Annotated in this window: 22 protein-coding genes; 11 read left to right on the top strand and 11 right to left on the bottom strand. The window is 49.0% G+C overall.

Annotated elements, in window-relative coordinates:
* Nucleotides 1-48: 48 nt before the first annotated feature.
* Nucleotides 49-1,584 carry a 2,3-bisphosphoglycerate-independent phosphoglycerate mutase gene (gene gpmI / locus FJ444_RS10050; protein ID WP_140958160.1) on the bottom strand — a complete coding sequence of 512 codons (1,536 nt, stop codon included), beginning with the start codon at nucleotides 1,582-1,584 and terminating at the stop codon, nucleotides 49-51.
* A 704-nt stretch (nucleotides 1,585-2,288) separates the two neighbouring features.
* Between gpmI and FJ444_RS10055 the strand changes: the two genes are divergently transcribed.
* Genes FJ444_RS10055 through gpsA form a run of 4 tightly spaced genes read left to right on the top strand, consistent with a single transcriptional unit; the run spans nucleotide 2,289 to nucleotide 4,549 of the window.
* A complete protein-coding gene (locus tag FJ444_RS10055) occupies nucleotides 2,289-2,714 on the top strand; it encodes a rhodanese-like domain-containing protein (protein WP_140958161.1) in 426 nt (141 codons plus the stop codon).
* A 20-nt stretch (nucleotides 2,715-2,734) separates the two neighbouring features.
* Nucleotides 2,735-2,992: a glutaredoxin 3 gene (gene grxC, locus FJ444_RS10060; protein WP_140958162.1), complete on the top strand. Its 258-nt coding sequence runs from the start codon at nucleotides 2,735-2,737 to the stop codon at nucleotides 2,990-2,992.
* A gap of 36 nt (nucleotides 2,993-3,028) precedes the next feature.
* Nucleotides 3,029-3,538, top strand: coding sequence for a protein-export chaperone SecB (gene secB / locus FJ444_RS10065; RefSeq protein WP_140958163.1), 510 nt, complete (start codon nucleotides 3,029-3,031; stop codon nucleotides 3,536-3,538).
* 9 nt (nucleotides 3,539-3,547) lie between these two features.
* Nucleotides 3,548-4,549: an NAD(P)H-dependent glycerol-3-phosphate dehydrogenase gene (gpsA, locus tag FJ444_RS10070; RefSeq protein WP_140958164.1), complete on the top strand. Its 1,002-nt coding sequence runs from the start codon at nucleotides 3,548-3,550 to the stop codon at nucleotides 4,547-4,549.
* 10 nt (nucleotides 4,550-4,559) lie between these two features.
* On the opposite strand, the gene trmL is transcribed toward gpsA, so the two are convergent.
* The 7 genes from trmL to FJ444_RS10105 all read right to left on the bottom strand — a co-directional run bounded on the left by trmL (nucleotide 4,560) and on the right by FJ444_RS10105 (nucleotide 11,971).
* Nucleotides 4,560-5,024 carry a tRNA (uridine(34)/cytosine(34)/5-carboxymethylaminomethyluridine(34)-2'-O)-methyltransferase TrmL gene (trmL, locus tag FJ444_RS10075; protein WP_140958165.1) on the bottom strand — a complete coding sequence of 155 codons (465 nt, stop codon included), beginning with the start codon at nucleotides 5,022-5,024 and terminating at the stop codon, nucleotides 4,560-4,562.
* A 71-nt stretch (nucleotides 5,025-5,095) separates the two neighbouring features.
* Nucleotides 5,096-6,079, bottom strand: coding sequence for an alpha/beta fold hydrolase (locus tag FJ444_RS10080; protein WP_140958166.1), 984 nt, complete (start codon nucleotides 6,077-6,079; stop codon nucleotides 5,096-5,098).
* A complete protein-coding gene (locus FJ444_RS10085; RefSeq protein ID WP_140958167.1) occupies nucleotides 6,066-7,436 on the bottom strand; it encodes an ATP-binding protein in 1,371 nt (456 codons plus the stop codon). Before FJ444_RS10085 ends, FJ444_RS10080 begins: the two co-directional genes overlap by 14 nt.
* Nucleotides 7,433-8,146 carry a response regulator gene (locus tag FJ444_RS10090; protein WP_140958367.1) on the bottom strand — a complete coding sequence of 238 codons (714 nt, stop codon included), beginning with the start codon at nucleotides 8,144-8,146 and terminating at the stop codon, nucleotides 7,433-7,435. The genes FJ444_RS10085 and FJ444_RS10090 overlap by 4 nt, the downstream gene beginning before the upstream one ends.
* Before the next feature lie 217 nt (nucleotides 8,147-8,363).
* Nucleotides 8,364-9,713, bottom strand: a complete 1,350-nt coding sequence (locus FJ444_RS10095) for a DUF1501 domain-containing protein (protein WP_140958168.1) — start codon at nucleotides 9,711-9,713, stop codon at nucleotides 8,364-8,366.
* A gap of 9 nt (nucleotides 9,714-9,722) precedes the next feature.
* A complete protein-coding gene (locus tag FJ444_RS10100) occupies nucleotides 9,723-11,366 on the bottom strand; it encodes a DUF1800 family protein (protein ID WP_181405125.1) in 1,644 nt (547 codons plus the stop codon).
* Between the two features lie 188 nt (nucleotides 11,367-11,554).
* On the bottom strand, nucleotides 11,555-11,971 hold the full coding sequence (locus tag FJ444_RS10105) for a methylglyoxal synthase (RefSeq protein WP_140958170.1): 417 nt from the start codon (nucleotides 11,969-11,971) through the stop codon (nucleotides 11,555-11,557).
* 264 nt (nucleotides 11,972-12,235) lie between these two features.
* Here FJ444_RS10105 and FJ444_RS21640 point away from each other — a divergent pair, with 264 nt between their 5' ends.
* The 7 genes from FJ444_RS21640 (at nucleotide 12,236) to argA (ending at nucleotide 19,119) form a co-directional block, all read left to right on the top strand.
* Nucleotides 12,236-12,358 carry a hypothetical protein gene (locus FJ444_RS21640; protein WP_255439114.1) on the top strand — a complete coding sequence of 41 codons (123 nt, stop codon included), beginning with the start codon at nucleotides 12,236-12,238 and terminating at the stop codon, nucleotides 12,356-12,358.
* Between the two features lie 119 nt (nucleotides 12,359-12,477).
* Nucleotides 12,478-13,500, top strand: a complete 1,023-nt coding sequence (gene argC, locus FJ444_RS10110; protein WP_140958171.1) for an N-acetyl-gamma-glutamyl-phosphate reductase — start codon at nucleotides 12,478-12,480, stop codon at nucleotides 13,498-13,500.
* Complete coding sequence (gene argB / locus FJ444_RS10115; protein WP_140958172.1) at nucleotides 13,490-14,281, top strand: acetylglutamate kinase; 792 nt, start codon at nucleotides 13,490-13,492, stop codon at nucleotides 14,279-14,281. The genes argC and argB overlap by 11 nt, the downstream gene beginning before the upstream one ends.
* Before the next feature lies 1 nt (nucleotide 14,282).
* Nucleotides 14,283-15,194, top strand: coding sequence for an ornithine carbamoyltransferase (locus tag FJ444_RS10120; RefSeq protein ID WP_140958173.1), 912 nt, complete (start codon nucleotides 14,283-14,285; stop codon nucleotides 15,192-15,194).
* A gap of 14 nt (nucleotides 15,195-15,208) precedes the next feature.
* Nucleotides 15,209-16,417 carry an argininosuccinate synthase gene (locus tag FJ444_RS10125; RefSeq protein ID WP_140958174.1) on the top strand — a complete coding sequence of 403 codons (1,209 nt, stop codon included), beginning with the start codon at nucleotides 15,209-15,211 and terminating at the stop codon, nucleotides 16,415-16,417.
* A 2-nt stretch (nucleotides 16,418-16,419) separates the two neighbouring features.
* A complete protein-coding gene (argH, locus tag FJ444_RS10130; protein ID WP_140958175.1) occupies nucleotides 16,420-17,802 on the top strand; it encodes an argininosuccinate lyase in 1,383 nt (460 codons plus the stop codon).
* Nucleotides 17,803-17,808: 6 nt separating this feature from the next.
* Nucleotides 17,809-19,119: an amino-acid N-acetyltransferase gene (argA, locus tag FJ444_RS10135; protein ID WP_140958176.1), complete on the top strand. Its 1,311-nt coding sequence runs from the start codon at nucleotides 17,809-17,811 to the stop codon at nucleotides 19,117-19,119.
* Between the two features lie 124 nt (nucleotides 19,120-19,243).
* Here argA and FJ444_RS10140 read toward each other — a convergent pair whose 3' ends face one another.
* From FJ444_RS10140 to FJ444_RS10150, 3 genes are read right to left on the bottom strand one after another with little or no spacing between them, the layout of a single operon-like run.
* Nucleotides 19,244-20,059, bottom strand: a complete 816-nt coding sequence (locus tag FJ444_RS10140) for an ABC transporter permease subunit (RefSeq protein WP_140958177.1) — start codon at nucleotides 20,057-20,059, stop codon at nucleotides 19,244-19,246.
* The gene (locus tag FJ444_RS10145) at nucleotides 20,056-20,964 is read right to left on the bottom strand and encodes an ABC transporter permease subunit (RefSeq protein ID WP_140958368.1); all 909 of its coding nucleotides are present in this window, start codon (nucleotides 20,962-20,964) and stop codon (nucleotides 20,056-20,058) included. The genes FJ444_RS10140 and FJ444_RS10145 overlap by 4 nt, the downstream gene beginning before the upstream one ends.
* 5 nt (nucleotides 20,965-20,969) lie before the next feature.
* Nucleotides 20,970-22,115 carry an ABC transporter ATP-binding protein gene (locus tag FJ444_RS10150; RefSeq protein WP_140958178.1) on the bottom strand — a complete coding sequence of 382 codons (1,146 nt, stop codon included), beginning with the start codon at nucleotides 22,113-22,115 and terminating at the stop codon, nucleotides 20,970-20,972.
* Between the last annotated feature and the right edge of the window lie 29 nt (nucleotides 22,116-22,144).

The raw sequence follows: 22,144 nt of genomic DNA on the forward strand, positions 1-22,144 counted from the left end.
AGTGGCCCTTGACCGCATATTGCCTGCAGCTAACATCATAACCTGAAGTTACGACTTCAGTGTCATGATGGTTTTACCGGTCATTTCTTTTGGTTGTTCCATGCCCATCAAATGCAGCATGGTAGGGGCAACGTCACTCAGTGTGCCACCCTTTCTCGGCTGTGCATCACGGCCAAAGTATATGAAAGGAACCGGTTCACTGGTGTGGGCAGTGTGAGCCTGGCCAGTAGATTTATCCACCATTTGCTCAGCATTGCCGTGGTCAGCAGTGATCAAACATTCGCCACCTACTTTCTTCAGCGACTCAATCACGCGGCCAATTGAGCGGTCAACCGCCTCACAGGCTTTCACCGCGGCATTAAAGTCACCTGTGTGACCTACCATGTCGCCGTTTGGATAGTTACAGATGATCACGTCGAACTTGCCTGACTCAATGGCGCCGGTGAGTTCATCCGTGAGCTTTTCTGAGTTCATTTCTGGCTGCAAGTCATAAGTAGCCACATCTGGAGAGGGGATCAAAATTCGCTCTTCGCCGTCGTATTCTTTTTCTACGCCACCGCTGAAGAAGAACGTAACGTGGGCGTATTTTTCAGTTTCAGAGATACGCAGTTGAGTTTTGTTATTTTTCGCCAACCACTCGCCCAGCACATTAACCAGTTTTTCTGGTGGGTATGCTACCGGCGCTTTCAGATCCGCTGAATATTCTGTCAGCATAACAAATGCAGATAACGCTGGCGCAGCTGCTTTTTTGAATCCAGTAAAATCAGCATCCAGGAATACCTGGCTCAACTGACGCGCGCGGTCGGCACGGAAGTTCATGAACAACAGGGTGTCGCCATCTTCCATGGCTACGCTGTCACCAATCACAGTGGGCGGTACAAATTCGTCATTCTTACCTGCTGCATACGATGCTTTAAGGCCTTCTACCGCACTGGCAGCTTGCGCTTCGCCTTTGCCTTGGGTAATCAAATCATACGCTTTTTGTACCCGGTCCCAACGCTTGTCGCGGTCCATTGCAAAGTAACGACCAATGATGGTGGCTGTTTTACCTACACCCAGTTCTTTAAATACGGCGTCGGCCTTTTCCAGTGACGACTGTGCACTTTGAGGAGGCGTGTCACGGCCATCCAAAAATGCGTGTAAGTACACTTTTGTCGCGCCGCGGCTTACAGCCATTTTCGCTGCAGCAAAAATATGATCTTCGTGGCTGTGTACGCCGCCTGGCGACATCAGGCCCATGATATGCACCGCTTTGCCTTTGCTTACGGCATCGTCCACTGCTTTGGTAAGTGCAGGGTTATGCTCAAATTCCCCATCCGCAATAGATTTGGTGATTTTGGTAAAGTCCTGATACACCACGCGACCTGCTCCCAGGTTAACGTGACCTACTTCGGAGTTACCCATTTGTCCTTCGGGCAAGCCAACATCCAAACCCGAGCCACTGATCAATGTACTTGGGTAGTCTGCAAACAACGCATCCAGATTCGGCGTATTAGCAGCCAAAATGGCGTTATTTTCTGGATCTTCACGATAACCCCAGCCGTCGAGTACAATTAACGCCAGTGTTTTCTTGGATTCAGTCATGAGTTCTCCTATCAAAATTCTGTGCCTCCGGGCAGGCTGTCCTGCTCAGGCGATACGTGTTACCAAAGGGGTATATTGGGTACTCACAGGTACTCTTGTTTGATCGCTTTGGCTCGTTGAGACGCGTTGTAACGTTCCGTAGGGTGAGGCTTGGTTGCTATATTACCAAACCTTACAAGGGATTGAAGCGAATAAGTCAAAAATTCAGCAAATCCTTTGTATAGTTTTTTTCGATTAAACGTAATAGTGATAATTCAAACAAGCAAACATCATTGCCCGGGCCAATCAAATTCAGCGAAGCAACAGCAGTTAAACGGTTAAAAACACCCCGCATCGACTAATTTTGAAGCACCAGTTCTGGCCCTGCCCTAGGGCGTGTTGATCTTTGCTGTACGACTTTTGGTCTATATGAAAGCATTTTAATCGCGAAACAGCCCTGCAGGCATAGTTGTTCTACGTCAAAGGGCTGTGACAAAGAGTAAAATGCTTTCATGACGACCCCTTCGGGCAGCGCTTGTGCGCCATTTATGCTGCGTTGACTGTTTTTGATTTAGGCCCACTAGACCTGCAAACAGTCACCTTGCCTAAATGGCGCACAAACTGCTGCAAAAGTGCACAGCAAAGATCAACACGCCCTAGCTTCTGTTGGTTTTTTCTATATACTTTGCTCTCTTTTTTGAAAACCGATGCATTGGGAAGACGTAATGGATCAAATCATCGAATTCGCTGGCAACAACTTTATGCTAGCCGGCATTTGGCTGGCATTAGTGGGTATGTTGGTGTTCAGCTATATCAGCGGACTGATCTCCCCGGTTAAGGAAGTCAGCGTGCACGAGATGACGCTACTCATTAACCGCGAAGACGCCGTGGTACTGGATACCCGCTCTGCCAACGATTACAAAGCAGGCCATGTAACCAGTGCCCGTCAAATTAAAGCAGAAGAATTACGCGAGCGTAACTTCAGTAAGCTTGAAAAATACAAAGACACACCCATTATAGTGGTTTGCGCAATGGGCAATAGTGCCCGCGGCGTTGCAGCGGCCATGACTAAAGCAGGCTTCACCAAAGTGAATGTTCTGCGCGGTGGTATGAATGCCTGGTTACAGGCCGGACTGCCCGTAGCAAAATAATCACCCAGCGGGGTAACACTGTGAGCAAAGTTGAAATTTACACCAAGGGCTATTGCCCGTATTGTCACCGGGCTAAAGCACTGCTGCAGCAAAAAGGTGTAGAGTACATTGAATACGCCATTGATGCGCAGCCAGAACTGCGTGACGAAATGATACAGCGTGCAAATGGTGGGTACACAGTACCGCAGATTTTTATTAACGGGCAACACATTGGCGGCTGTGATGACATGCACGCACTAGAGCGTCAGCAAAAGCTCGATCCACTGCTTGGCCAATAGCTTTATAACAATTATATAAATTCCATAGGTAATATCATGTCTGACGAAAATCAAACAAATCAAGAGAACGCAGCAGCAGGCACACAGAGCCAGGCTCCACAATTCAACATTCAGCGTATTTACACAAAAGACATCTCTTTTGAATCACCTAATGCGCCAGGCATCTTTACCAAAGAATGGAAGCCGGAAATCAAGCTGGATATCGACACTGCCACCAACAAGCTTGACGGCAACCTGTTCGAAGTAACACTGTCGGTAACAGTAACGGCCAGCATGGGCGAAGAAACGGCATTCCTGTGTGAAGTGCAGCAGGCGGGTATTTTTATGATTGGCGATATGCCAGAGGCGAACAAAGCCCATATGTTGGGTTCATTCTGCCCAACTACCTTGTTCCCGTACGCACGCGAAACCATTTCAAACCTGGTAAACCGTGGCACCTTCCCTCCTCTGAACCTGGCACCAGTCAACTTTGACGCCATTTTTGCAGCATACATGCAAAAACGTGCACAGGACGCACAACAAGCATCTCAGCAGTTAGACGCTTAATTTTTCAGCATGAATCAAGCATCGGTAACGGTACTTGGAGCGGGGTCGTATGGCTCCGCTCTGGCTATTTGCCTGGCCCGGAATGGCACGCCAACGTTGTTGTGGGGGCGTGACAGCTCACAACTCGACGAGATGGCTGAGCGCAGACAGAATCAACGCTATCTGCCCGACATTGCCTTTCCTGACAGCCTGCAAATAGTTGCTGACTTGCGCGAAGCAGTGTCCGCCAGTCGCGATATTCTGGTAGTAGTGCCCAGTCATGCATTTAAGGACATGCTGGAAGCTATTGCGCCTGTCTTGCAACCCACACATCGGATCATCTGGGCCACTAAAGGGCTTGAACCCGGCACCGGCAGGTTGCTGAAAGACGTGGCTCAGGATGTATTGGGAGACAACTATCCGCTGGCGGTGTTGTCTGGTCCTACGTTTGCCAAAGAAATGGCAGCCGGATTACCTACCGCTATCTCGCTGTCGTCTACCGATGATGAGTTTATAGATGATATGGCAGCCAAGCTGCATTGTTCTAAGTCTTTCCGCGTATATAAAAACCCGGATTTTATTGGTGTGCAGCTGGGTGGCGCGGTAAAAAATGTAATTGCTATCGGCGCCGGATTGGCAGATGGCCTTGGCTTTGGTGCAAACGCAAGAACCGCGCTTATTACGCGCGGTTTAGCCGAACTATCCCGTTTGGGTGTGAAAGCCGGTGCGCAGCCCGAAACCTTTATGGGCATGGCAGGTTTGGGCGATTTAGTGCTCACCTGTACCGATAACCAGTCGCGTAATCGCCGTTTCGGCTTGGCACTGGGTAAAGGCGTGTCGGTTGAGCAAGCCATGAAAGACATAGGCCAGGTCGTTGAAGGCTACCGCAATACCGAAGAGGTTAAGGCACTGGCAGAGCGCTTAGGTGTAGAGATGCCTATTTGCGAGCAAATTTACGCCGTACTTTACGAAGGCAAGTCTCCCAAAGATGCAGCACTTGCCTTACTGGGCCGTTCGTTAAAAAGCGAATAAGCGACGCAGGCTATCTGGCCTGCTCGTACCCAAACTGACGCCAGGATTCATATACGAATACCGACACCGCGTTAGACAAATTCATACTTCGGCTATTGGGCAACATGGGAATGCGTACCCGTTGTGCAGGTGGTAGCGATTCGATAATGTCATCGGGTAATCCGCGGGTTTCCGGACCAAATAACAAAGCATCGCCCGCCTTATACTGTACGTCGGAGTGAAACGCTTTGCCCTTGGTGGTACAGGCAAATACACGCTTTGGATTGCGCTGCGCAAGGTAAGTATCGAAATTGGCGTAGCGTTTTACGTCGGCAAATTCATGGTAATCCAATCCTGCACGACGCACACGCTTATCATCCCAGTCAAATCCCAGTGGTTCAATTAAATGCAGCGCATAACCTGTGTTTGCGCACAGGCGAATAATATTGCCGGTGTTAGGCGGAATTTCGGGTTGATAAAGTACAATATCCAGCATTACTCAAATCCTGACAGGGGCTAGCAGTGGGGCCGCATTATGCGAGTTTTCGGGCGTTGCGTCAAAATCCGCTACGCCGTTGCCGAATTAAAAAAAGTCACTATTTTGCGCATCACTGGCATACGGATAGCGTCTTGCTCAATCAGGATTTCGTGCCGGGCTCCGGCTACTGATTCCCAGCTTGCATTGGGCATATTGCTTACCACGTATTGTTGCTTGCGGTTGTCTACTACTTCGTCCTGTTGCGCGCTGAACACCTTCACTGGCAGTGTGAGTTCAGCGGCATGTTGCTCAATGTGCCACATGGCGGCACTGGCTGCAGCAAGCCACTCAGGGGTAACCCCACCCAGCTGGATTTCAGGTTGCTGTGAATAAAGTTCACGAAATAGCGTATAACGGGGTTCACTACCGGTAAGCCGGTTGGTGGAAAACGGCTCTTCGTGATAGTTTCGCTGTCCAAAAAAGTATCCACTCGCGCCAGGAATGACAGCGTTATATATGCGATTAAGGGTAATAAGTAATGCAGCAAGCCATGCTGGTAGCGCAGGTCGAATGCCGAACATGGGGGCACAAAATACAACGCGGGAAAATACGTCTGGCATGGCCAGGATAGTTAACGCGCCAATGGCCGAGCCCATGGAATGGCACAACAAATTGAGTTGGCCTTTTTGGTTGGGAAGCACTACCTGGTTTAGGAAATGCGCCATGTCAGCAACGTATTCGTCGAAATGATTAACGAATCCAAGATGCGGATTATCGCGCATTCGCCCGGATAAACCCTGGCCGCGATGATCCAGAATGAAAACCGCAAATCCTTGATGAAAGAGATCATAAATGACCTCTTGGTATTTCAGTAACGACTCAATACGGCCAGAACTAATGACGACGGTAGCCCTGGCGGCTTCTGGAATACAGAAGGCATAATGCACCAAAACGTCGCCCCGCCCGACAAACTGGCCTTGCGTAACCTGCTGCTGCCAAAAAGGCGCAACACGCTCAGCAAATCCCTGTTTCAGGTTAGCTTCGGTGAAATATGTGTAATTACTCTCGCTCATTCCCTAAGGGTACGGTAATTGTGACTACCAGACCACCAGAATCTCCTGGCCGCGCCCGAATTGTTCCCTTATGCAATGCAACCGCGGCTTGCGCTATTGCCAGCCCTAAACCGACACCACCAGACTTGCGCTCCCGCGAGGCCGATGGCCGATAAAACGGCTTAAATATCTCCTGGCATTCTGCCGGTGTTAAACCCGGTCCGTCGTCACTTATCTCAAGTGTTAATTGCTCATCTGTTACCGTAAATGTTGCGTCCACCTGCGTATCGGCATAACGAATGGCGTTTCGTAGTACGTTTTCTACGGCGCTGTTGAGCTGGTTAGTATCTGCTCTGAGCGTTATGTCAGGGATCTCTTCACTGTTAAAGTGTTTGCTGTTGGTGCTGGCTTCAAATGCGGCATCCTGAAACAGCTCTTTCATGGTTTCGCGCAGCGCAATGCGCTTCATCAACGGCTTCCCGGCTTCTGCACGGGTTAGCTGTAACAGATGATTAATCAGCGCCTCCATTCGCTCCGCTTCCCGCTCTATGCGATCCAGCGTTGGCGTATCAAACGCTTGTTGATGTGCCAGTCCAATGGCCATTTGCATACGGGCCAGCGGTGAACGCAGCTCATGAGAAATGTCGGCCAGCAAACGCTTTTGCCCCAACCACATACTGGATAGCTGCTCTGCCATCAGATTAAAATCTGCTGCTAACTCGCCTATCTCATCTCTTCTGAAACTCTTTATGTCTGTACGCGCCTGCCAGTCACCTTCAGCTAATTGGCGTCCGGTATGCTGTAAATGCCGAATTGGACGCACAATCGACTTGGCAAACAACCAGCAAAACAGCGCAGAAATTACCACCGCCGTAGGTATTATCCAGGTAAGCATGCGCTCCGGACCGCCCTTTCCATCGGGGCGACGCCAGAATATGGCATGACTGGTGCCGTTAAATTCCACCAGCACCGGCCCAATAGCCACCATTGGGCCCAACTGAACTGAAATATAATTAGACTGACGGGCAAACTGGGCCAACAGGTTTTCTTCGTCTTCGCGTAGAGGTGGCCCGCCATCGTTGAATACCTTACCGGTGTCTACGTCTACCGCAATCAATGAGCGACGCTTTTCCATACTGATATCACGTAACAATGTCCGGAATCGGTCGTACTCGGTTTTGCGCCTTTCCAGATCATTTACCATCGACACTAATTGCTGAATATCGCTATTTAATGGCTTTTCGATCTGAAATGGCTGATAGAACATCCTGGCCAGCCAGGCAGAGGTAACCGCCGTAAGCACCAGGGTAACCCAGAACCAAAGAAAAAGGCGCCCAACGAGGCGCCGTGTGGGATTGAGAAACGCTAAGAATTTCATGATTGCTGCCGTAAGAGATAACCAGAACCGCGTATGGTCTTGATTTTTTCGTCATTGCAGGACGCAGATAATTTCTTGCGTAAATTGCTCACGTGCATGTCTATACTTCTGTCGAATGCCATAAGTTTGCGTCCAAGCACCTGCTGACTGATATCTTCTTTCGTTACCAGCTCACCTGCATTGACCATTAACAAACGCAAAATTGAGAATTCAGTGCCGGTGAGGGTGAGTTGTACGCCTTTCACCGACGCCTCTTGTTTAGTCACACTTAGCTCAATGTCGTTAATAACCAAATCCTGCTGCTGTTTTACCTGAGAGCCAAGATCCAGGCGTCGGAAAATCGCTTTGATACGCGCGACCAATTCGCGGTGATTGAACGGCTTTGGCAGGTAATCGTCGGCACCTAACTCCAGCCCTAAAATACGGTCGTAGTCATCGCCTTTAGCGGTGAGCATTAATACCGGGGTTAAATGCGTCTGGCGCAGTTTTTTCAGTACGTCAAACCCATCCATCTTCGGCATCATTACATCCAGCAGAATCAGATCGAAATTACCCGTTCCGGTAGCCAGTTTTAAACCCGCCTCACCGTCATGGGCAACCGTAACCTCGTAACCCATGGTTTCTAAATAACTTTGCAGCATGTCGCTTAGTTCATCGTCATCATCAATCAATAGGATAGACTGATAAGCCGAAAACGACGGCTTGCTCATATTGCTCACGTCGATTTCCTTTTTTTGCCATACGTGATTAATTACATTAACGGTAGATATAGCACGGGCTTTCAATGTGGTCATAATTTTTCCATTAATGTGGAAGACAATTCTGACCGCAAGATTACTGATTGCTTAATATACAAGCAAAAATATAGCCGGTGATTTACGCAACTTTTACACTACCTGACCATACTATACGTTGGAGTTAAAGGCGCTAGGTTAAAAACCCCAAACGATGGCGATCGTAATTTCTCAAATTAGGTAGTATGTCTGTTAATTCACTGTCGGATAGTCCAAACCAGCCAGCCAGTGTTGCGGCATACTGATCTACCGCCAGGGTTGGAATGATTCGGCCATCGCCCAAATCATCATTGCTGTTTAACGCCATTTCTGGAAGCTGCCCATAGATGTCTGCGCCCTGCACCGCACCGCCCATGACAATATGATTACCGCCCCAGCCGTGATCGGTACCATCGCCGTTACTGGTTAGCGTACGGCCAAAATCAGACGCAGTAAACGCCGTAACACTCTCACTGACACCTAGCTCAGTAGTAGCGTTGAAGAACGCTGCCATTCCCTCGGCCAGTTCCGCTAGTAACGTTGGATGGTCGGTAAGCTGGTTGTCGTGCGTATCCCAGCCTCCCAAAGCGACAAAATACATTTGTCGGGGTTGATCCAGATGCTGTTGAACACTGATCATTTTTGCTATAAGACGCATTTGTTCTGCAAATCGAGTGGCAGGAAAGACGGTAGATAATTCTGGCCCAAGCGCTAATGCATCGTTGACCAGCCCACCGGTTGACCGGGTGCGGTCGACCATGGATGCAAATTGCGTAGCAAACAAGCCTTCCGTATTGGCATGAATGCGATCAAGAAACGACGCATTCGGACGCTGCCATTCTTCGTTTGGATTAATCCCTTCCAATACCTCGGCACCATTACTGCTCAGCGCAAAAGGCAATACCTGATTGCCGGTCTGCCACAGATTATTACCAGCCATCGACAAATTCATCGACAGTGGGTGACTGGTATCCGACAGCATATCGGCCATTCTGCCTGCCCACCCGGTTAACGCAGCCTGCTGAGGATAGGCCGTTTGCCAATGATTTTGTTGATCGGAATGCGAGAACAATTGCGGCGGCAGTGCTACCCTGCCAGCCAGAATATCGGCTTTAGTAACAGGCTCAATCATGGGCCCCACGTTGGCAATCAGCGCCATGTAACCTTGTTCGTAAACAGTGTGAAGCGCCGCCAAAGAGGGATGTAATCCCACCGCACTGTATTGGGTATTAGCAACACTCAATGGCAAGGCGGACTCGCGCGCGACCGCGAGATTCTGGCGGGTAGCAGCATATTGCTGATACGCACTTGGGTCGGTAGGAATGAGCATATTCAGCGAATCGTTACCGCCAAGTAAAAATACGCAGACCAGTGCTTTGTAATCGTCAAATGACTGAGCAGATGTTGCGGCATTTACCAGATTAAACTGCGACGTAGTGGCCCATAATGAACTCGCTCCACCAAGACTCAGCAAACTGCGTTTTAAGAAATCACGTCTTTGCATGGCAGGCTCCTACTGTTGCACAGCGAATTGGGGTGATATGGTAATCAAGTACACTACGTTTGCCAGTTTTACCCAGTCTGCATCGCCTTGTGACCAGTAATCCAATGCCTCCATTAAGATGGTACGCATGGTGTCGTTCATTTGTCCGTCTAACAACATTAAATTCAGATAGTCCAGCAGGGCATCGTGATTGCCCGACAACGCAGCCAAACGATCGAAATTCACAATACCTGCGTCGTTTTCAATAATCTCGTCTCCCCTCAGGTTATTAAACCATGCCATATAAAACATGTAGTTAACGTAACGAGTAATGCTTATTTCATTGGTGATCTGAAATTCGGGCGAGACCAGACCTTCTTCGCGGATTGTGCCTGGCGCACTGTAGTCAGGGCGGTAGAAATTAAATACGCTGGGTGAATCGAGTGGCGCCATACCAATATTCAGGCTGACAAACTCATGCCCCATGCCGCCGTCCCGTGCTCGTGACTGAAACACTCGCATCACATGAGCAATTCGCAAAAGTGGATCCCTTAATTTGCCAGTGCCAGATGTATCAAGAATCCGTGCTTCGTCATCCAGTAAAATGGCTTTGATCACCGCTTGCATGTCACCACGCACTCCATTGCCATTATCGTTGAAGGCTGCGGCAACCCTTTCGATATAATCCGGGCTCGGGTTACTGGTTACCAGCCTTTGAATGAGTTGCTTCCCAATAAAAGGGCCGACATTGGGGTGGTTAAACAGGTTATCCAAAGCCATAGCGAGATCGGCTCTGGCATTTTGGCGTGCTGGTACTATTGTGCCATTTAACAGGTGCTTTTCACTTCGGTCATGAAACGCTTCGTAGGGCTGCATTGGCGATAGCCCGTCGTAGTTGTCATCCCACCAGTTTGCTCGTCCCGCAAAATGCCATCCAGTAAACACATGGGCAAAGCCTTTAATAATATCCTGATCATAGGTGGCTACAGGCTGTCCTTGTTCATCGGTAACTACGCTGCCATCCTGGTTAAGCTCAACCAAACCAATGGTAAACAACTGCATCACTTCGCGAGCGAAGTTTTCATCCGGACGAATATTTCTCTCTTCATCGGGCTTTTCATTCCCCAGCATGCTGAGGTACATCCCCATCATGGGGTGTAATGTTACCGCCTCTAAAAGGTCTCTGAAATTACCAAAACTGTGATTTAGTAACGTGTCGTAGTATGAAGTCACGCCACGGGGATCCACTAGTAGTCTTGCGTCTTTGGTAGATACAACGAATATTTGAGACAGTGAAAATGCTACGCGTTGACGAAGCTGATCCTCTGCATATACAGATCGCTGCCACCAGGTTTCTACCCAATGGTGGCTGTAGATTTCATCCTGAGGGAAGGTACTGTCTAATAAAGGCAGATGTTCAGTTACCGGCAAGGCAAACTGTTCTATCAACCATTGTTCAGCGCCACTCTGTGCTACCTGCGCAACACTGGCATCGGTTGGTCCAAACGAAGCCTGCATAAGCAACCGCACCGCCTGTTCATCGGTCAATTCAGGTGAGGGTTGTGGTGTAGGTGTTGGGCCAGGAGTAGGTGCTGGCGAGGCTGATTCTTCTCCCCCACCACATCCAGCCAGAGATATTAAAACAAAGAGGCAAAGAAAAAATTGTGATCGCATGCCGATCCGCCTGAAAAAAGAGTGAACTATAAGTATGCCACATTCAATGTCAGATACGGATATAATGCGCGACAGATGCGTATATTTATTCGCCAGAACAAGCATTCTTCTTGCTGTTAAGCTGAAAACAATCGGGCGTGTAATTTTTTACACGCCAACATTACAGGAGAGAGTGTATTAACAGCCGACTATTTCCCGTAATCCGGTATCTTACGGACATGATTAATATCACTGAACAACGGCGAGGTTACGATAAGATCTGCCGTAGCCGGCGAACAAGCAACCGGCACATTCCATACTGAACACAACCGCAACAGGGCTTTCACATCCGGATCGTGAGGCGCAGGGTTCAATGGATCCCAAAAGAAAAATAACCCATCCAGTTTGCCCTCAGCAATCAGCGCACCGATTTGTTGGTCTCCACCCAGCGGACCACTTTTAAAGCGATGCACTTCCAGACCCGTGCTGTCCTGAATCAGTGAACCAGTAGTGCCAGTTGCTACAATGTTGAAGGGGCGTAACGTATCGAGGTGCAGTTTTACCCATTCGAGTAACTCTGGCTTCTTATGGTCGTGAGCAACCAGTGCAATGGTACGGCTAGGCATGGAAATTCCTTTCTGTATTGTATGATTATTCGCTTTTTGTATCATTTATCGGCCGGTAATGAAATGGTTACGCTATGCTGAAAAAATGGATAGTTTGCCACTGACACCCGAAAAAAACTGAGTTTAGTCACATTCAATAAATATTTATACGTTTTTATTGCATAAATATTCCCTTGTTGTATGATGACACGCGGTAATGGTTTTCAACCCTGCTTTTGTCTGAATTGTGTGCGGGGTTTCGGGAAAACTCAATAGGATCGGAACATGAATAAAACAACCAATCGGTTTGACGAACCGGTTGCCAAAGACCAGTTTAGCTCTCCCCTGGCTGGCTACATAATGCAGTGTGATCGGCGACGATTTGTAGTAAGGTTGCCCAAGCAGTAAACACCTGCTGTAGCACACTTTTTACCTTTGTGCTTTTTGGTCGGCCTGTTCACAAGCCCCACGCAAAGGTAAAAAGTGTTTTTTTATTTGTAACTACTCAAACTCTACGAAAACAAATTATGTTTAAAATTGCAGTGATTGGTGCCAGCGGGTACACCGGGGCACAACTAGTTAGTTTAATTGCAGGACACCCTCAAATGTCACTGCAACATGTGCTGGTATCAGAAAACAGTGCCGATGCAGGTAAAACCATGGCACAGGTGCACGGACACCTCGCTCACCTGTCGCAATACGTACTGACACCGGTTAGCGATGAGCTGCTGGCAGAATTGGCATCTGAGATGGACGGGATTTTCCTGGCAACCCCTCACGAAGCAAGCCATGACTGGATGGCAGCGCTGTCGAAGGCGAAAGCTAAAGTATTCGATTTGTCCGGCGCGTTTCGCATTAAGGATACCGACGTCTTTGCCAAGCACTATGGCTTTGCCCATACGTCTACAGACTGTCTGGAAAAGGCCGTTTATGGCTTGGCAGAGTATCAGTCCGACGCGTTGAAGAACGCCAGTATTGTAGCTGTACCTGGCTGTTACCCCACAGCGTCACTTCTCGCATTGAAGCCACTGTTTAATGCCGGACTGTTGGATGCCAGCATGCGCCCAATTATTAACGCCGTATCCGGTGTAAGCGGTGCGGGCAGAAAAGCCAGTCTTACTACCAGTTTCTATGAAGTGAGCTTACAAGCCTACGGCGTACTTGGTCATCGCCACATGCCGGAAATCGAAGCGCATTTGGGCACGCCAGTTATCTTCACACCGCATTTGGGTAATTTTAAGCGCGGTATTCTGGCTACCATTACAGTAAAACTAAAAGCAGGTACCACTCAGGCTGACCTGAATAGCCTTTATCATTCGGTTTACGCCAACCAACCTATCGTCAGACTGCGCGACAGCTTCCCCAAGGTAGACGATGTTGCCCACACGCCATTTTGTGATCTGCACTGGAAAGTAGATGCGGAATCAGGCTACGCCGTCGTAGCCAGCGCAATCGACAACGTGATGAAAGGCGCTGCCTCGCAAGCTATGCAATGTGCCAACCTGGCACTGGGACTTTCTGCAACAGAGGGGTTGATTCATGTCAGCTAATACACTTCCGGTTGTCATTAAAGTTGGCGGTGCATTGTTAGAGAATCCAGCCATTGCTGGTCAGTTATTAACAGAGATAAAAGTGTTAATGGCCACTCGCCCGGTCATTTTGGTGCATGGTGGCGGCGCTATGGTAGACACCCTGTTGGGTGCAATGCAGCTAACCAGCACAAAAATTGACGGGTTGCGGGTTACCCCCGACGAGCACATGCCTATTGTAAGTGGTGCGCTGGGTGGTACAGCCAACAAAATGCTGTGTGGTCTCGCCATTGGCGTAGGTATTACCCCTGTAGGCATTGGTCTCCTTGATGGTGGTATGACTCAGTGTACCGTGCTCGATGAAAAATACGGTGCAGTAGGCATTCCATCGCCTGGCAACCCGGTATTACTTAATCACCTGTTGGCCAGTGGTTGCCTGCCAGTGATCAGTTCAATTGGCGCAACAGACAAAGGACGTTTACTGAATGTGAATGCCGATCAGGCTGCGACGGTTATTGCTGAACTGACCGGAGGCGATCTGCTGCTGCTGAGTAACGTTGATGGCGTGCTCGACGGCACCAAAGCGCTGATTCATTCACTGGATCAAAAACGGCTTAAGGAAGAAGTCAGTAAAGGCGTGATCAAAGACGGCATGCTAGTAAAAGTAGAAGCCGCTATGCAAGCAGCTTCTCAGTTAAACAAACCAGTTACCATTGCAAGCTGGTCACAATCACTAACCGCAATATTATCGAATCAAACCGGAACAAGAGTGATTCCGGGATCCCAGCTCTCTGGAGAGTAGTATGAAGCAGGACATTCTAAATTTTGCCAACTGGACACCCGACCAAATGCAAGCGTTGCTTGGGTTGGCTGTTCAGATAAAACAGTCGCCGGCATCCTATGCCAACGTACTGAAAGGCAAATCCGTGGTAGCCCTGTTTGAGAAGCCCTCGTTACGCACCCGCGTTAGCTTTGACGTGGGTATAAACCGCTTGGGCGGGCACATGGTGTACCTGGACAGTCAGTCAAACAGACTGGCTGGTCGCGAAGATGCTGCCGATGTTGCAGCCAACCTGGCCTGTTGGGCAGATGCCATTGTGGCGCGAGTGTATTCGCATGATACACTCGTGACCTTTTCGGAAGCTGCCAAAGTGCCTGTGATTAACGCTTTGTGCGATTTGTATCATCCGTGTCAGGCCGTTGCTGATTACCTTACGTTATTCGAAACATTTGGCAGTACCGAAGGATTAACACTGGCATATGTAGGTGATGGCAACAATGTTGCTCACTCGCTGATCATTGTGGGCGCATTACTTGGCTGTAATGTTGTTCTAATAACACCTGAGGGCCATGAAGCCAATCCAACAATCGTTGCTCAGGCTAAAGCCCTCGCCGAACAAACCGGCGCAAGAATTACCGAATCCAATGACGTTACCGCCGGGAAAGGCGCTAACGTTGTATATACCGACACATGGTTGTCTATGGGCGACAAAACCCCTCTGGACACCATAAAAGATAAATTTATGCCGTACCAGGTTAACGAAGCACTTATGGCCCTGACAGGCGCGACACACGTATTGCACTGCCAGCCAGCTCACCGTGATCTGGAAATTACCGGAAGCCTGATGGACAGTGATGCATCATTACTTATGCTACAGGCAGAAAACCGTATGCACGGCCAAAATGCTATATTAACTCAATTGTTAGGAGCCTAATCAGGACACCCGTTATGCGCAAAGTAAATAAAGTTGTGCTCGCCTACTCTGGCGGTTTAGATACCTCTGCTATCATTCCATGGTTAAAAGAAAACTATGATTGCGAAGTAATCGCATTTGCCGCTGATGTAGGTCAGGGCGACGAAGAGTTGCAAGGTCTCAGAGAAAAGGCCATTGCTACTGGTGCTAGCGAATGCTATATCGCGGATTTGAAAGAAGAATTTGTTAAAGAATACATATTCCCAACTATTACTACCGGTGCAGTATACGAAGGTGAATACCTGTTAGGTACCTCAATGGCGCGTCCTGTTATCGCCAAAGCACAAGTGGAAATCGCCCGTAAAGTAGGTGCCGATGCACTGTGTCATGGTTGTACCGGTAAAGGGAACGATCAGGTGCGCTTCGAGGGTGCATTTAATGCACTGGCACCGGATCTGGCTGTTATTGCTCCATGGCGTGAGTGGGACATGGTATCGCGTGAAGACCTGCTGGCTTACCTGGCAGAGCGCAACATCAAAACCACTGCATCAGCAACAAAGATTTACAGCCGTGACGCCAACGCATGGCACATTTCTCACGAAGGTGGCGAACTGGAAGACCCATGGTGCGAGCCTAGCAAACAAGTTTGGACAATGACGGTTGATCCGGAAGAAGCACCAGACCAAGCAGAGCGCGTAAACCTGAAGTTTTTTGAAGGTGCATTAACGCACGTTAACGGCAAGGCTGTGTCACCTTATCAAGGGTTGGCCGAGCTGAACAAGCTGGCAGCAGCCCACGGTGTAGGCCGTATCGACATCGTTGAGAACCGTCTGGTGGGTATGAAGTCACGCGGTTGTTACGAAACACCTGGAGGCACAGTGCTGGTTAAAGCGTACAAAGCGCTGGAAACCATGGTACTGGACAAAGCGTCACTGAAACACCGTGAACAGCTGGCTCTGGAATTCTCACACGTCATGTACGATGGCCGTTGGTTCACACCACTGAGCGCAGCGTTAATTGCTGGCGCAGCATCATTTGCCAAGTACGTAACCGGTGAAATCGTAGTTAAACTTTACAAAGGTCAGGCTACAGTTACTCAGCGCCAGTCGCCAAACAGCCTTTACTCTGAAGACTTCGCTACCTTTGGTGCCGACGACGTTTACGACCAGAAACACGCAGAAGGCTTTATCCGTTTGTTCAGCTTATCAAGCCGTATCGCGGCGCTGAAGAAGCAGGGAGAGTAAGCATGGCATTGTGGGGAGGCCGGTTCGCTGCCGGCAGCAGCAGTATGTTCCGTCAGGTCAACGATTCCTTACCCTTCGATCAGGCCATGGCCGCGCAGGATATGGAAGGATCGATTGTGTGGTCTCGTGCACTGGCGAAAGCCGGTGTATTAACCGCCGAAGAACAGCAGCAGTTAGAATCTGCGCTCAGTGAATTGAAAGCCCAGGCGGAAGCCGGTGAAATCGATTTCAACGCCAGTGGCGAAGAAGACATTCACAGCTTTGTTGAAGCCGCATTGATTGATAAGCTTGGTGTCGTGGGGCGTAAACTGCACACCGGCCGTAGCCGTAACGATCAGGTTGCGACCGATTTCCGTTTGTGGTGCCGTACCCACATTGAATCGCTGAAAACCGATGTTATTGGTGTGATCCGTAGTCTATTGAATACGGCAAGTCGACACCAACAAGCTATCATTCCGGGCTATACTCACTTACAGCGCGCGCAGCCTGTTCGCTTCCCGCACTGGTGTTTAGCTTATGTAGAAATGTTTAAACGCGACCTGAGCCGTTTGGATGACTTACATGTACGCATGAATCAGTGTCCACTGGGTTCGGGTGCTCTGGCTGGTACTACCTATCCGGTAGATCGCCATGAAATCGCCAGTCAATTAGGGTTTAGCAGTCCTTGCCTGAACAGTCTGGATGCAGTATCCGATCGGGATTTCGTGCTGGAGTTATTATTTGTGGCAAGCACCAGCATGATGCACCTGTCGCGTTTGGCAGAAGATTTAATCTTCTATAATTCAGGTGAAGCGGGTTTCCTTCAACTGGGTGATAGCGTAACCTCTGGTTCTTCGCTAATGCCTCAGAAGAAAAACCCGGATGCATTAGAATTACTGCGCGGTAAATGCGGCCGCGTATTTGGACACTTACAGGCTTTATTGGTCACCATGAAAGGTTTGCCTTTGGCGTACAATAAAGACATGCAGGAAGACAAAGAGGGTGCGTTTGACGCAGTAAATCAGTGGCATTGCTGTTTGTGCATTGCCAGTGAAGTGCTCGACACACTGGCGCTGAATGAAGAACGGTGTCGTATCGCGGCAGCGCAAGGCTATTCGAATGCCACTGAACTTGCTGACTATCTGGTTGGTAAAGGTATTCCGTTTAGAACGGCGCACGATATTTCTGGCCAGATTGTATTACTGGCAATTGAAAATAACGCGGCCATCGAAGCGCTTTCTTTAGCACAGTTACAATCAGTATGCGCTGAAATTAAAGAAGACGTTTACCCGGTATTGCAATTAGAATACGGGGTAGACAAACGCAATATTCTGGGCGGCACCAGTGCCGAAACAGTGACGAAAGCGCTGTACCAGGAGTTAGAAAATCTAGACAAGTTGGGATAATTACACATGGTGCTACCGCATCACGAAAGCATTGGCCTGTTTCGCAGTTCTGCGCCATACATTAATGCACACAGGGGCAAAACCTTTGTCATAATGTTTGGCGGAGAGGCCATAGAAGACGACAATTTTGCAAACATCATTCAGGACATTGCCCTGCTAAGCAGTCTGGGCATCCGTCTGGTACTGGTTCATGGGGCTCGTCCTCAAATTGATCAGCGCGTTGAACTGCGTAAAATTGAAGGGCGCTTCAGTCATGGTACCCGCATAACCGATAAACAAACCCTGGAATGCGTGAAAGACGCTGCAGGCTCGGTGCGATGCCACATTGAAGCACTGTTAACTATGGGGCTTCCAAACTCGCCAATGTACGGTGCGCAAATACGCGTATGTACCGGTAATCTTGTGGTAGCCAAACCCATAGGGGTTCTCGATGGTGTCGACTTTGAAAATAGTGGTTTAGTTCGCCGAATTGATACCACGGGTATCAACGATCACCTGAACGACGGCTCTATTGTTTTACTGTCACCAATGGGCTATTCATCGACAGGCGAAGTATTTAACTTATCGCACGAAGATGTGGCTACACAGGCTGCCATTGCGCTAAAAGCCGATAAGCTGATTGTATTCTCGAATTATTCGGGTATTTTCCGCAAAGACGGCAAGTTAGTCAGAACCATCGAACGTTCTGTACTAGAGCAAATGCACAAAGACCAGGAAATCATGACCGAAGACACGGTTATTCGAGCCTTGGTGACCAGCGTAAAAGCCGGTATCCCGCGCGCTCACTGTGTGAGTTATGAAACCGATGGCGCCCTGTTACAGGAATTGTTCACTCGCGACGGTGCCGGCTCGCTGGTAATGGAAAACGAATACGAGCAGATCCGCGAAGCTACCATAGATGATGTGGGCGGCATTATTAATCTAATCAAACCCCTGGAAGAAAGCGGCGTATTGGTAAAACGCTCTCGTGAGCGTCTGGAAAACGAAATCCATCAGTTTATCGTGATTGTACGCGACCGAATGATTATCGCTTGTGCGGCGCTTTATCTGTATCCGGAAGACGGTTCTGCAGAACTGGCGTGTGTTGCCACACACCCGGATTACCGAGGTAAAAACCGCGGTGACCGTATCCTGGCAGAAGTACGTGAACGGGCAATCGAAAGAGGCATTAACCGCTTGTTCGTATTAACCACCGTTACCGCGCATTGGTTTTTGGATCACGGCTTTAAAGCGGCAAGTATTGATGTACTGCCAGCGTCTAAAAAAGAGCTGTATAACTACCAGCGTAAATCCAAAGTGTTCACACTGGACTTATAACTCAATAAGCAGTTTACGCAGTATAGATAGCAAAAACGGGATCGTGATGATCCCGTTTTTATTATCAGTGCAGACTTATATTGCCCGAATGGTGTGCTTTACCGAGCAACAAACATCAATGGCATTAATGACGCTGAGTATTGCGCTTTTCTTGTCGCCACGTAATGATGCCGCCAATCAATACTGCTATCGCCACCACCGAAATCATAATGGTTGCCAAGGCGTTTATTTGTGGACTTACGCCTAACCGCACGCTGGAATACACCACCATGGGCAACGTAGTGGCACCTGGCCCGGACACAAAGTTGGCAACAACCAGGTCGTCCATCGACAACGTAAATGCCAGTAACCAACCGGCAATCAGTGCAGGAGAAATAATCGGTAACGTAATAGCAAAGAATACCTTCAGTGGCTTTGCCCCTAAATCCATCGCCGCTTCTTCAAGTGATTGATCCATATTAGCCAGCCGACTTTGCACTATCACTGTAACATAAGCCATTGAAAACGTGACATGTGCCAGAATAATGGTGGTTTGTCCTCGGCCAGCGGGCCAACCCAGCATGGTTTCCATTGCCACAAATAAGAGCAACAACGACAAGCCTGTGATGACTTCGGGCATTACCAATGGTGCCGTTACCATTACGCCTAAACTGCGCGTGCCGCGTTTCCCTTTAAGTTTTACTAACGCCAAGGCAGCCAGTGTACCCAGTACAATGGCGCAAGACGCGTTAATTGCGGCAACTTTAATACTCAACCAGGCCGCATCAAGCAGGGCATCATTCTCCAGTAACGCTGCATACCACTTAGTGCTGAATCCGCTCCACACGGTTACCAGCCGACTCTCGTTAAAGGAGTAAGCCACCAAACTAAAAATGGGGATATACAAGAACGCATAGCCCATAATCATTGCGGTGAGCAGGAATGTGGAACGCTTTCTCATGCCTGGCCCTCCTCAGATTTCCGTTCAAAATGACGCATAAGCATAAACGGAATAATTAATGCTACCAGCAGAACAGCAGCCAGTGAGGAAGCCAGCGGCCAGTCTTTGTTATTGAAGAACTCGGTCCACAGCAGCTTACCAATCATCAGAGAATCAGGACCACCGAGCAAATCGGGGATCACAAACTCGCCCATTACAGGGATAAACACCAGCATGCCACCAGCCAGAATGCCGGGCACAGATTGCGGCAACGTAATGGTTAAAAACTGCTTAAATGGCCGGCACCCTAAGTCCGCCGCTGCTTCAAGCAGCGTGTTATCCAGTTTTACCAAGGTTGCATATAGCGGCAGGATTAAAAACGGCAAATAGCTGTACACTACACCAATGTATATGGCTATCGGGGTGTACAGAATATCCAACGGTTCGTCAATTACGCCCAGCCACATCAACATATTATTCAGCAATCCGTTACTTTTTAAGATCCCCATCCAGGCATACACCCGAATCAGAAACGACGTCCAGAATGGCAGAATAATTAACATCAATAGCGGCAAACGCATGTGTACAGGTGCCCGAGCAATGCCATAAGCCATGGGATATCCCACCAGCAGGCACAATATTGTGGACACACCAGCGACTTTGAGCGACCCCACAAATGCATCCAGATAAAGGGAGTCTTCCCAAATCAGCATGTAGTTGGCGAAGTTCAACAGCACGGTAACCAGCCCTTCACCATCTGTCTGTATCAAGTCGGTGTAAGGCGGCTGTGCAAGCTGCGGTTCAGCCAGGCTGATTTTAAGTATGTATAAGAATGGCAGAATAAAAAACAGCGCCAGCCAAAGCCAGGGCACGGCAATAATTAATGAGCGACTTTCTTTGCGCAATAACTGCGGGAGCTGCCTGATCGTGATCACAGCGTTAACACTCCACAACTATCGCCCTGCCAGCCTAGTGTAACTTCCTGTTCCCATGTCAAAGGCTGCTCTGCCAGGGCCTGCACGTTGGGCAGCGTAAATTTGATACGCTTGCCACTTGCTACTTCAGCATGATAAATCGACACATCGCCCAGGTAGGCAATGTCTTTAATTACCGCGTTAACGCGATTTGGCTGATTATCGTTACCTGGCAGCACACGGATTTTTTCCGGACGCAGGGCAACCGATACATCCATACCCACTGCCAGTGGCTGGCTGTGATGCACCAGAAGCTGACCCGGTAACTCCTCACATTCAATCAGCACCTGATCGTTCTCATGACTCACTACCACCCCCTGAAAGAGGTTAACCAGGCCGATAAAGCCTGCTGCGTAGCGGGTAGCCGGGAACTCATAGATACGCCGTGGCGTATCAACTTGTTCTACCCTGCCTTCATGCATCAGTGCAATCCGCGACGACATAGTCATGGCTTCTTCCTGATCATGGGTAACCATAATAAATGTGATGCCAAGTCGCTGTTGTAGATTAATCAACTCAAACTGCGTTTGTTCCCGCAGCTTTTTATCGAGCGCGCCTAATGGTTCGTCTAATAGCAATAACTTGGGATGTTTGGCTAAAGCGCGTGCCAACGCCACACGTTGGCGCTGACCACCCGAAAGCTGATGCGGCTTACGACCCGCTAACTTTTCAATTTGCACCAGAGACATCATTTCACGCACGCGATCATTGCGTTCAGCCTTGGAAATAGCTTCCTGCTTCAAGCCAAACGCGATGTTGTCGATAACACTCATATGCGGAAATAGCGCAAAAGACTGAAACATCATGTTAACCGGCCGCTGATAAGGCGGTACGTTAGTCACATCAACGCCATCAATTAACACGCGGCCACTGGTGGGTGTTTCAAACCCTGCCAGGATCCGCAGCAGTGTGGTTTTTCCACACCCTGAAGCACCCAAAAGCGAAAAGAATTCTCCCCTGTGTATACTCAGGCTGATATCGTCGCACGCATACGCTGAATCAAAGTGCTTAGTGACTTTGTCTATCTGAAGAATAATATCGCGGTTATTGGATGTATCCGGCGCACTGCTGGCCAGCTCATCGGCAGAACGGGTGTCGGTCATTAGATCTGTCATCTCCTCGCACAAATGCG

Source organism: Aestuariibacter sp. GS-14 (assembly GCF_006494365.1).
GTDB lineage: Bacteria > Pseudomonadota > Gammaproteobacteria > Enterobacterales > Alteromonadaceae > Alteromonas > Alteromonas mangrovi.